The organism is Mucilaginibacter robiniae (assembly GCF_012849215.1).
GTDB classification, from domain to species: Bacteria; Bacteroidota; Bacteroidia; order Sphingobacteriales; family Sphingobacteriaceae; genus Mucilaginibacter; species Mucilaginibacter robiniae.
In genome coordinates this window covers 3,599,455-3,611,995 of sequence record NZ_CP051682.1, presented here as the reverse complement: position 1 = coordinate 3,611,995, position 12,541 = coordinate 3,599,455, and the positions used below count along the sequence as shown (strand labels likewise).

Annotated in this window: 8 protein-coding genes and 1 pseudogene; 2 read left to right on the top strand and 7 right to left on the bottom strand. The window is 39.5% G+C overall.

Annotated elements, in window-relative coordinates:
* Positions 1-41 precede the first annotated feature (41 nt).
* Positions 42-1,397 carry an APC family permease gene (locus tag HH214_RS15945; RefSeq protein WP_169609273.1) on the top strand — a complete coding sequence of 452 codons (1,356 nt, stop codon included), beginning with the start codon at positions 42-44 and terminating at the stop codon, positions 1,395-1,397.
* On the opposite strand, the gene HH214_RS15940 is transcribed toward HH214_RS15945, so the two are convergent.
* A complete protein-coding gene (locus HH214_RS15940; RefSeq protein WP_169609271.1) occupies positions 1,398-2,492 on the bottom strand; it encodes a GAF domain-containing protein in 1,095 nt (364 codons plus the stop codon).
* Positions 2,493-2,626: 134 nt separating this feature from the next.
* Complete coding sequence (locus tag HH214_RS15935) at positions 2,627-3,721, bottom strand: GAF domain-containing protein (RefSeq protein WP_169609269.1); 1,095 nt, start codon at positions 3,719-3,721, stop codon at positions 2,627-2,629.
* 423 nt (positions 3,722-4,144) lie between these two features.
* Between HH214_RS15935 and HH214_RS15930 the strand changes: the two genes are divergently transcribed.
* On the top strand, positions 4,145-8,071 hold the full coding sequence (locus HH214_RS15930; RefSeq protein WP_169609267.1) for a response regulator: 3,927 nt from the start codon (positions 4,145-4,147) through the stop codon (positions 8,069-8,071).
* Positions 8,072-8,168: 97 nt separating this feature from the next.
* Here the strand turns inward: HH214_RS15930 and HH214_RS22135 are convergent, their stop codons facing one another.
* The 5 genes and pseudogenes from HH214_RS22135 to HH214_RS15910 form a co-directional block, all read right to left on the bottom strand.
* Positions 8,169-8,678: a sensor histidine kinase gene (locus HH214_RS22135; protein WP_390622385.1), complete on the bottom strand. Its 510-nt coding sequence runs from the start codon at positions 8,676-8,678 to the stop codon at positions 8,169-8,171.
* 21 nt (positions 8,679-8,699) lie between these two features.
* Positions 8,700-9,620, bottom strand: a pseudogene (locus tag HH214_RS22130) (PAS domain S-box protein); the annotation flags it as partial.
* 300 nt (positions 9,621-9,920) lie between these two features.
* Positions 9,921-10,988: an SDR family oxidoreductase gene (locus HH214_RS15920; protein WP_169609263.1), complete on the bottom strand. Its 1,068-nt coding sequence runs from the start codon at positions 10,986-10,988 to the stop codon at positions 9,921-9,923.
* Positions 10,989-11,110: 122 nt separating this feature from the next.
* A complete protein-coding gene (locus tag HH214_RS15915; RefSeq protein ID WP_169609261.1) occupies positions 11,111-11,677 on the bottom strand; it encodes a Crp/Fnr family transcriptional regulator in 567 nt (188 codons plus the stop codon).
* Between the two features lie 53 nt (positions 11,678-11,730).
* Positions 11,731-12,474 (bottom strand): hypothetical protein, encoded by a 744-nt coding sequence (locus HH214_RS15910; RefSeq protein ID WP_169609259.1) that lies wholly within the window; start codon positions 12,472-12,474, stop codon positions 11,731-11,733.
* Positions 12,475-12,541 lie beyond the last annotated feature (67 nt).

The window sequence follows — 12,541 nt, the reverse complement described above, 5'->3', positions numbered from 1 at the left end:
ACCCATTATTGGGAATAATTGCTTTATCTGAATTATAATTCATGAGTATTTCGCCCAGGCTTAACCGGTTTGACTTATCAATGATTGTTATCAGCTTAGTTATCGGGATGGGTATTTTTGCCACCCCCGGGCAGGTAGCTCAATATTTAAGGCAACCCAGTTTATATTTTGCAGCTTGGCTAATTGGCGGCTTGGTAAGCTTTTGCGGTGCCCTTACCTTTGCCGAAATAGGTTCGGAGTATCCTACCACCGGCGGCTTTTATAAAGTTTTTTCCTACTGCTTCCATCCGGCATTTGCTTTCATGATTAACTGGATACTGGTATTAAGTAATGCAGCATCGGTAGCAGCAGTTGCTCTTATTGGAGCGCAGTATATAAACCCGATTATTATGCCTGCTGCATTGCAAAATGAACTAGGTATCAAGTTAACAACTATTACCTCGGTACTAATCCTCTATGTTGTAAACTTTTTGGGGGTAAAAACCAGCGCCCGGACACAAAGCGTACTCATCATATTTAAAATAAGCCTGATTTTACTGTTATGTACAGCTGTTTTTAAAAGCAATACAGTTCCAGATCATACCATACTCCATACCTCATCTTCTGTAAATAGTATTAGTGCTTTCGGACTAAGCTTGGTAGCTATTTTCTTTACCTATGGCGGCTATCAGCAAACTATCAATTTTGGTGGGGATATTATAAACGCCAGAACCAATATTCCAAAATCGATTTTTGCCGGTATGCTGGTGGTGATAACTTTGTATTTGCTCATCAACTTTGCTTACTATTCGGTATTAGGCATTAATGGGCTTCAACACCAACCCGCGCTGGCAGCCACATTGGCCGGAATTATTTTAGGCTCGGTGGGCTATAAAGTGGTTTCTGTATTAATGTTTGCTTCGGTGTTAGCTTATATTAACGTTAACATAATGGCCAACCCACGGGTTTACTATGCTATGGCCGAAGAAGGTATACTCCCCTCCTTGTTTAAGCGCGTTAACCCACGTACCCAGGTACAAGAATTTAGTCTGAGCTTTTTTGTTGCAGCCGTTCTCTTGATATTGTTTTTTGTAAACTCATTTCAAAATGTATTAAGCTATGTTATGTTTTTCGATACCATAGGCTTATCAATGGCGGCCCTTTGTATTTTTATTTTAAGAAAAAAACGTAGAAATACGGATGCTAGTAATGTTTATCGTATAAAATGGTACCCATGGATACCATTGCTTTTTATTATATGCTACTGGTTTGTAACGGTAGTTATTTTTATTGAACACCCATTTGCCGCATTAATTTGCCTATGTGCATTTATTATGGGTCTTATCATCTATTTTTTCACTAAGCTGCGTCAGAAACCTACACCTATCCGCAACCGGAAGGTAGATGATCTCTATTAATCAGACTAAAGCTGTGGTATAATTAACAATCTGGTTGATTTTACGATCAATGTCATTTACCGACTTCTTCATCAAACTCAATTCTGCAATTTGATCTACGTGACCATCCATTTCCAACAAATCCAGCAACCCTTTAATGGTAGCTACAGGCCGGCGTAACTCGTGAGATTGTATAAAAGCAATGCGGTTTAATGAGGCTTTGTGCGCTTGAGAAGCTTGTTCATTTTCAACACGCTCTGTAATATCCCTAGCGTTATAAGATACGCCTACAATTTCGCCATCTGAATTGCGGGCAGGCTCATAAGTAATTCTGCACCATATAGCGCGTTCTGCAATCTTGAGTAAGTGCTCGTGTCTGATTGTTCTACCAGCTAAGGCTACATTACAAAAACCAATAAAATCTGCAATGTAAGCTTCTTCTACAAATTGATGAACGCTTATGCCTACCTCAAGCTCTACATCATAAGCCTTCTTGATAAAATCTTTAAGTGCTTTGTTAAAAGTCAGCACACGATACTCCTTATCCAACAACAAGTGGCTGGAGGCCGAACTTTCAAAAAAAGCACGCATTTTCATCTCCATGCTTTTTGCCTGTTCAAACTGGTCTTTTAATACCTGAATACTGGCTTCAAACTCCAGCACTTGAATAGCTTGCTTAGAAAGAATTTTCAGCATTTGCTGCTGATCGATTGTCAAATCTCTGGGAACTTGATCTATTACACATAAACTCCCCAAATTGTACCCATCTTTTGTGCTTAAAGGAGCTCCGGCATAAAAGCGGATATTCGGATTACCTGTTACCAAAGGATTATTTTGAAAACGCTCGTCTTGGTACGCATCAGGTACCACCATAACAGCATCATGTTTGATTACATGATTACAAAACGCATCTTGCCGCGGCGTTGTATCAAAATCAAATGCTTGCTTAAAACGTATATACTGTGTATTTTCATCAATCAGCGTAATTAATGCTGTTGGTGTACCGCAAATCTCGGCAGCCAACTTAACTATCGATTGTAGTTCCTGCTCCTTACTTATTTGAAGTTTTAACAGGCGATTAACAGCCTCCTGGCGCTCAATTTCTTGTTGCAACATAAAAGTGTTTAGGTGTAACGATATACTTTATAATAACTAAGCAGTGTTTTCAGGTATGTTATCTGTAGCTTTTACGCTGTAGTAAGTATTTATAATTACTTAATAAGACATACTGACGTGGTGTAAAACACTTATTATGTACTGACTACCGAAAAATTCAGTATGCCGTTACTTTTGTCTTTTAACTCTTTTACTGTTCTTTCCAAAAGCATCAACTCCACAACTGTGTCAAAGCAATCTTGCTCTTTAATATTATCCATTAAATGGATGACTGAATTAATTGGCTCTCGCAATTCATTAGACTGGATATGATCAATTTGCCTGAGCGATTCATTTTGAGCATTTAGCTGCTTTTTTTGCTCTATTTGCTCGGTAATATCTGTTGCATTATAAGCAACGCCAATTGTTTCTCCTTGCTGATCACGGGCCGGCTCATAAGAAATACTCCAGCAACTACTACCTTGGGGAGACTCAATATAAGTATCAGAAAAAACTGATTCGCCGTTTAGCGCTTTGTGATAGTTTCTCAGAAACTCCTCAACAAAACCCGGATGTATGCAATCAGTTACGTTCATACCTACGCCAAATGGTATACCATAGGTATTCGACATGATATCAGATAGTGCTTTGTTAAAAGATATTACCCGCAATTGGGTATCCAGAAGCAAATGGCATGAACTGGAACTTTCAAAATACGAACGCAATTTGGTTTCTTCCAGGCGGGATTTAACAAACTGATCTTTGAGCAGCTGTAAACTTTCTTCAAATTCCAGAATATGAATTACCTGCTTAGACAGACTTTGTAAAATTTGCTCCTGAATAGGATCTAACTGTTTGGGGCTACCATCGTACACACACAAAGTACCCAGGTTAAACCCATCCTGTGTAGTTAATGGTGAACCGGCATAAAAGCGAACCTGTGGACCTTGAACAACATAAGGATTGCTTGCAAACCGCGTATCTTTAGTAGCATTAGGTACCACAAAAATCTTGTCTTGTTTAATAGTGTGCTGGCAAAAAGAAGTTTTAGTTTCCAGTTGCTCAATTTGCGTCCCTATTTTAAACTTTACGTATTGCGCTTCTTCATCCATAAAGGTAATCATGGCAATAGAAGCTCCGCATATTTGCGCTGCATGTTCTACAATTTCTTGCAGCTCCTTTTCTTTGCTGATTTCCAGTTTTAAAAATCGGTTAACGGTCCGAAGTCGCTCAAGTTCTCTTTGGGGCATAGTTTATTTCACCCGCAATCATTCCGATCAGGCAATTGTGGCGATATAACTTGGTTTTACGAACCTGCACCTAAAAACGTTATATCAAATAGTATAACTTAATTCACGATTAACGTTATTAAACAAAGCTTAAAACCTATAATAACTTGGATAATTCTTGTGAAAATTTATATATAGAAAAACCTACCAACACACCTTGCTTATGAAGCAGTTATATAAGCCGAATCCACCACAAAAAAATTTAACTACAACTAATATAACTTGCATCTTTTAAAGCTATTCTTTCGTAAACACCGGAGAATTGCAGAATAATCATCTACTTCAATTAACCTGATATAAGCAGAATTGCAGTTTAGTTAAGCTAATTTATAGCTTACAATAGCATTTTGATACTGTATATATTACGATAACCTATATCTTGCTGTGCCAGTAAATCCGATACCTGAAAACGAAAAAGAGCGACTAGTAGCTCTTAAAAAATACGACATATTAAATACGCTGAGTGAAGAAGAGTTTGATCGTATTACTGAATTAGCAGCGCTGATTTGTGATACCCCTATATCACTCATATCGCTTATTGATGAAAACCGGCTGTGGCTTAAATCTAAAGTTGGGCTTGATGTAGATGAAGTACCCAGAGAATTGGCTTTTTGCCAGTACACCATCATGGGCGATAGCCTGTTGGAAGTACCCAATGCTTCGGAAGATGAACGTTTTAAGAATAACGAACTGGTTACCGGCGACTCTAATCTGCAATTTTATGCAGGCTATCCTTTAATTGACCATCAGGGGTATACCTTAGGAACTTTATGTGTAATTGACCATAAGCCGCAAGAATTAAATCCTAAACAACGCAGATCACTTGCTTTGCTGGCTAAGGTAGTCATGGAGCTGATTATAGAACGCCAGCAAAAAGAAGAACTCCGAAACCTGGAAAAGCTTTTCAGTGTATCGGATGATTTGATTTGCATTGTGGGTAAAGATGGTTACTTCAGGAAAATCAATCCGGCTTTTGAAAAAGTTTTGGGATGGGATGAAGAATATAATTTGAGTCATCCTATTGCTCATCTGGTTCACCCTGATGATTTGGCTGCATCGCAACAAGGTCTAAATAACTTATATAATGGCCAGAATGGTGAAACCACTATTATTGGTGTACACCGTTCATTAGCCAAAAGCGGCGATTATAAAACAATACAATGGGCTACTACTATCGACCCGCTTACGGGCAATTTATTTTGCATAGGTCGTGACATTACAGAGCAAATATATAAAGAGCAGAAATTAGCGGATAGCGAAAATAAACTACGTGCCTATTTCGAGAATGTACAAGGGTTAATGTGCACCCACGATTTAGAAGGTAATTTATTGTCGTTTAATCAATTTGGGGCCTCTCTTTTAGGCTACACACCTGAAGAAATTCTTACCAAAAGCCTTTACGATTTGGTTTTACCCGAGCGGCATGAACAATTGAATGCTTATTTGAACCAAATTCGGGTTACGGGTAGTGCACAAGGGCAGTTGCCGAGTATTGGTAAAGATGGACACACCAAGATATGGATGTTCAACAATGTATTAGCTGTTAATCCGGATGGATATACTTATGTAATTGCTAACGCTACCAACATTACAGAAAGGGTTGAACTGGAAAACAACCTGAAACATACTACTGATATGCTGGAAAGAACCAACGAGGTTGCTCAAGTTGGCGGGTGGGAAGTAGATTTAGTTAAACAGACTGTGTATTGGACTTCTGTAACCAAGCAAATTCATGGTGTTCCATCTGATTTTCAACCGACTATGAACCTCGGATTGAAGTTCTATAAAGAAGGCGAAAGCAGTGATAAAATTATCACAATCATTAACGAAGCTATACAAGAAGGTAAATCCTGGAATCAAGACCTACAAATTGTGAACGCTCAAGGTCGGGAAATATGGGTACGCACTATTGGCAATTGTGTAATAGAAGATGGTGTTGTTAAAAAATTGTTTGGTACTTTTCAGGATATAGATGAGCAAAAGAAAGCACAACTGGAAATCAGTAAATCTCGTGCTATTCTAGCTGCTTTCGTAGAAAACACGCCAGCCTCAGTTGCCATGTTGGATAACAATATGCAATATATAGCAGTTAGTAACCGCTGGCTGGAAGAGTACTTTTTGAAAGGAAAGCCCGTAATTGGACATTCCTACTACGAGTTATTTCCCTTTGTTAACGATGAGGGTAAAGCCAGGCATCAACGTATATTAAACGGAGCTATAGAACGTAAAGAAGAAGACTGCATTTTATTGGAAGGTATGGCTCAGAACGCATACTTATCTTGGGAGATGCGCCCCTGGTACCAGTTTGACGGCAGCATTGGTGGCATCATGATCTTCACCCAAAATGTAACTGCCCATATTAAGCAACGAGATGAACTAAAAGCCGCCACAGTACAAGCTGAAGCAGCCAGCGTAGCCAAATCGGAGTTTCTGGCGAATATGAGCCATGAAATACGCACCCCGCTCAATGGTGTAATCGGGTTTACAGATCTGGTGCTTAAAACTCAGCTAACTGATACACAACAGCAGTACTTATCCATCGTAAACCAGTCGGCTAATGCCTTATTGAGTATAATTAATGACATTCTGGATTTCTCAAAAATTGAAGCCGGAAAACTGGAGTTGGATATTGAGCAATCTGATCTGTACGAAATGAGCGCGCAGGCTACAGACATTATCACTTATCAGGTTCAAAACAAAGGGTTGGAAATGCTGCTCAACCTGGCGCCTCAACTGCCACGCTTTATCTGGACGGATTCAGTTCGCTTAAAGCAGATCCTGATTAATTTATTAAGCAATGCAGCTAAGTTTACCGAACGGGGTGAGATTGAGTTAAAAATTGAAATACTCCGTAGTGTTGGTGATGAGTCGGTAATACGATTTGCTGTCAGAGATACGGGTATAGGCATACAACCGGCCAAGCAAAGTAAAATATTTGATGCCTTTTCGCAGGAAGATAGCTCAACAACCAAAAGATATGGAGGTACCGGCTTAGGATTAACCATTTCCAATAAGCTGCTGGGTTTAATGAACAGCAAGCTGCAACTACAAAGTACGCCTGGCGTTGGCAGTACCTTCTTTTTTGACATTCAGGTGCAAACCAAACAGGATGCTCCTATCGAGTGGATGGATACGGCTAATATAAAACAGGTTTTGATTGTTGATGATAACGATAACAATCGTGAAATTTTAAAGCAGATGCTACTGCTGAAAAACATTCAAAGCACACCTGCCAAGAACGGTTTTGAAGCCTTGCAGCTACTAGCCTCAGGCCAGCGTTATGATGTAATTTTGATGGATTATCACATGCCGTATATGAACGGTCTGGAAACGATAGCCAAAATCAGGGATAGCTTTTACGCAAATAAAGAAGAACAACCAATAATATTGTTGTCCAGCTCATCAGACGATGAAAGCGTTATCAAGAGCAGTGAAAAACTTCAGGTAAACCAGCGTATAACCAAGCCGGTTAAAATGCAGGATATTTATAATGCATTATCGCGCTTATACCAGAAAAATCATCAGGTTAAAGCCCCAGTCAACAATATTGATACAGTTACCACAACCGATGATAAAGTAACTATACTTATTGCTGAAGATAATCCGGTAAATATGTTGCTGGCTAAAACCATTCTGAAACGGATTGCCCCTAATGCCCAGCTTATTGAAGCTACTAACGGGTTGGAGGCTGTGAAGGTATGCGAAAATCAAAAAGCCGATTTGATTTTCATGGATGTACAAATGCCCGAAATGAACGGCTACGAAGCAACTAAAGCCATAAAAAAGCTGCCACAGCATAAAAACACACCGATTATTGCACTTACGGCTGGTAATGTAAAAAGCGAACGGGAAAACTGCATGGAAGCTGGAATGGACGATTTTGTAGTAAAGCCAGTTGTAGAAGATACCATAGCTATTACGTTAAATAAATGGCTTATGGTAGCTCATACCCCAGTTCCCAATCAAAACATTGACGACAACATTCCGGAAGCACATTTTGATATCAACACCCTTAAAAAATATGTGGGTGACGATGAGGAATTAATAAAAGAAGTTTTAGTGCTAACCCGTGAACAGCTTAAACAAACACAACAGCAAATTAAAACTTTGATTGCAAGTCATGACTTGCAAGGCATTAACCAGCTAGGACATAAGCTGTATGGCACAGCAACATCTGCCGGCTTGCAGGTAGTTGCCAAGTTAGCTGGCGACTTTGAGCATCTCGCCACTTTTGATGATACCTTTTTAGCCAATCACCTGCAACTTTTAAATCAGGAAACACAATTGGTATTAACTTTAACGGATCAATAATAATAATTATTGATCCGTTAAAACTTGTTGTTGCCTGCCCCATGCAGAACAACCTATTTGATTTTAATAGGCCGGTATATCAACCAGCATAAAAACCTTAATGACTGAATTTTGATGTATTTTCGAGCGAACCTGTATTTACATTAAAGCTCTCATATAAAGGTAAAGTGAAATAAAAAGTTGACCCTTGATTTTCCTGTGTAGAAAGACCAATAGTTCCTCCTTGTAACTTGATAAGCTCGGCAGCCAGATGCAAGCCTAAACCAGTACCAGGAATAGTAGTTTTTTTGATAGATTCGGTTCTGCCAAACCGCTGAAAAAGCCGACTTTGCTCTTGCTGCGGAATACCAATACCAAAATCTTGTACCCTAACAATTACTTCCGGCCCTGCTACTTTCACACTTACTATTACTTGGTTTGCCTTAGGTGAGTATTTTACCGCATTAGAGAGCAAATTGGTGACTACGCTTCCGGTACGTACCTTATCGGCAAATACCATAGCATCTTCTTCATTTACAATATCAATTTGATGCGATGTTTGGGTAAGGCCAAAACTTTCTACCTGCTCTTTCACTAAGCTGCACAAGTTAAATACTTCTTTCTCCATCACCAGTTTACCCGTGGTAATTTTTGAAGTATCCAGCAAAGCGGCAATCAGCGAACTCATAAAACCAATTTGCTCATTAATTTTTTTAACTGCTCGCTTTACAATCGGCTTACTTTCTTTCAGCTCCCGGTCAAGAATTTGCCCGTAAGCTTTAATTACCGATATAGGCGTACGTATTTCATGACTGGCAACTGATATAAACACATCTTTCTCTTCCATCACTGCCTTATTTTCAGTTAGATCTTCAAACTCCAGACTGAATAGTAGATTAGGTGGCTGGTAAATACGACGTGGTTTAACCATCAGGCTTCTGGCACCTCGTTGTGGGTGCAGAAAGCTTATTTCATAATTTTCATGAAAACGATGTTCTTTAATAGCTTTATCCAGTACCGTTCTGAGTTCTGCCAAGTTTAAGCCTCCATCTATGATCTGAAAGAAAGGCTTGCCCATAAGATTTACTTTATCCAAGCTAAAAAACTCAATAAACTGAGTTGTTGCGTTCACCACTTCCCAATTACTATTAAGTATAACCACGCTTTCCGGATAAGCGGCAACAAAAGTTTGCGCCAGCGCTCTTTCCTCTTTTAAGTTAGCTTCAGCCTGAACCTCATCAGAAATATTACGCATGATTTTAGAAAAACCTATATGAAGCCCTTCCTGATTAAATAAAGGAAATACCAGCCCACTACCCCAAAAGCGCTGTCCCCCTTTTTTTACATGAAAGCGTTCGTCCATACCTTTGCCTTCACGCAAGGCCGACCCCATTTCCAAAGCAGGTACCTGCTCTTGCAAGTCCTCAGGGGTGTACAAACACTCAGCACTTTGGCCAATAATCTCATCAGCTTTATACAACAGTACTTTTTCTGCACCAGTACTCCAACTGTTTACAATGCCTGCTGTATTTGTAGTAAAAACCGCGTATTCTGTAAAACTTTCAACTACTAACTTGTAAAAATCGGGGTATCCTGTTGGACGAAAGACACATTCATAACTACCTTACAAACCTATTAAAAACCATTCGGTTTACCTCGAACATCTCGGCTTAAATTTACAACTATAATGCGTTAAAGTTAAAGCATTCAGCTTACATGGGTTTCAAGTAACTAATAATTTACCAGCCGAAATTATTAATTAATACTGATAGTTTTGATGATTACCAAGCTGCTTATAGCTAAGCATGATGTTATTACGCTTTTGTTTGTTGGCATTGCAATAACATCATGATAAATTCAGATTGAGTCTTTAAGGAATCAGCTTTTCGGCACGTAGTTTTTCAAACAAATCGAAGAATGAATCGCGTGTATCCTGATAAACTGTAAAGCCCAGCTTACGACTTTTAGACATATCTGACATTACTTCAATAGGTCGTCCTAAATCTAAATCGGTGTGCCAGGCTGAAGCCATCCGGTTCAAATCAGGCTCTTTTAAGCTGTACTTAGCTGCAATCTCCGCCCAGACTGGGCCGTCGCCAGCTATTTCTGGCTCTAAGGGATGAATAGTACCATCAAAGCCCACTGGCTCAATACCAAACCAATTCGCCAATTGCTTCCACAGCCAGCTCCAGCGAAAAACGTCGCCATTGGCTACATTGAATGCCTGATTTCGGGCAGCTTCTGTAGTAGAAGCCCAGATGAGGTGCTCGGCCAGTAACCGGGCATCCGTCACATCCGATAGTCCATTCCATTGTGCACCTGAGCCGGGAAAATGAAACGCTCTGCCTGTCTCCTTGCAAATGGTAGCATAAACAGCCAATGTAGTACCTAAATTCATCATATTACCAACAGCCTTGCCGATCACGGTATGCGGGCGATGGATACTCCAGGTAAAATCATTGCGTTCAGCCGCAGCATATACTTCATCTTCCTGCGCGTAGTAGAAATTTTCAATGTTCAATCGCGGATGTTCTTCGCGTACCGGTGTTTCGGGCAAAGTACCTGCTTGAGCGTAAGCCTCAAAGGGGCCTAAATAGTGCTTAAGCCCGGTTACTAAAGCTACATGCTTTACCGACTTTTTAGGCGATAGTGCATTCAGCAGATTTCGCACCATCAAACTATTTACCCTAATGTTTTCTGCTTCTGTTTCATTGCGCATCCAACTGGTAATAAATACATGCGTTGGGTTAATGTTAGTTAATGAAATCTGCAAGCTTTCTATATCCAGTAAATTTGCCGCTACTGGTATTAAGCTATCTATAGCTTTTTGAGGATTACGGGCCAAACCGTAAGTAGTCCACCCGTTGGCAATGAGCTTTTCAGCCAGATTACTACCAGTGATGCCACTGGCCCCAACTACTAATGCTATCTTGTTCATGTTTAAAAAGCGTGTTGTTTGGGTTAGTGTTTTCTTCCTAACCAACACGCCATGCAATAGTCGGTTGTACAATTTTCCAGACAAAGGACTTATCGCACAAAAAAGAGGTGAGTTAGGTCACGCTAACTTGCAGAAAGCCGGCTTAGGGTTTCTCTGGAAACACCCAGATAAGAAGCGATTAAAGCTTTAGGCAACCGTTGTAATAGTAACGGATAAAATTGTATAAATTGCCGGTAACGCTCTTCGGCCGTTTGGCTCATGAGGGATAAGATACGACGCTGCAGTGCAATATAACCGGCTGTTGTTTTCTTCATAAAAAAGTATTCTATCTTTTTCATCTCGGCACAAAGCTTTTCCCGGTTATCAATTGATATAAACAATACTTGCGTATCTTCAATACAGTCAATATTTAACGTGGCAGCTAGCTTGTTATGATAAGCCTGAGGATCAGATATCCACCAGTCTTCCATAGCAAATTGCAAAATATGGCTCTTACCCGCATCATCCACGTAGAAAGATTTAAGCAGCCCTTTTACTACAAAGTGATCGTTGGGGGCAGCGTCGCCAGCCTGAACCACATACTGGTGCTTTCTGAAAGACCGTAATGTAAAATGAGATAGCACAAAGCTGAACTCTTCATCTGTTAACTTTACAATTTTTTCAATTTGCTGCCTAAGTATCTTTTCCATTATTTTTCCAAAGTGGAAAGCATCAAAGTAAATAAATATAATATGAAATAAATTTATTGACTACTATTTAACAGGGCAGTGTAATCAACTTTATCAAACTCGAATTCATCAGTGCGTTGCTCTTTACAATAGTTCACCACCATGTCAAAATTTCGGGCATTTTCTCGGGGTACATACAAATTATATCGATTAGCTATGGACGCTGATTGATCTTCCCAAACTGCTATTTTATTTTTAGCATCAATAATGTGTATAGTTAATTTTGCAGGTAGATTACTCGCACCTGAAGTATGAATTTTAAGGTAGTAGGTATTACTACTTAGCTTTCTTGCACCTAGCAGTGGCTCGGGGGATGGTCCATCCATAAACCAGTAAACCATAGTGCTATCAGTAATGGTTTTTCGTTCCAAACCGCCCCATTCAGATGGTGCATAAACATAGTATTTACCATGATAGCGGTACAGCGGCAACCACTCTTTAGGTAATCCTATCAATTTAAATTGTTGTGAAGGCACATTAGTAATCTGCCTTAACTTTTTACAGCATTCCTGATAGTATTTGCGTTCATCATCATTCGGCCTAAAATCCAGCAATCGCTTATAAACTTCAGATTGCCGGTTACGTTCTATATAAACCTTATGATAGTATTCAGGAGTAACTTCCCGGTACAAGAAAGTAGTATCACTAACTGCTTTACGTTGAATTGATGTCTGTATTACCTTAGCGGTATAACTTTCATTTTGCTTAGGATCAGTTGTACAGGACGCCAAAAGAAGCAGAACAAGTAAGTAGCGCATAATTCATAGTTAGGTTAAAAGCTAACCTACTTAAAACCATGCATATTAACAATGCTTTATAATATTA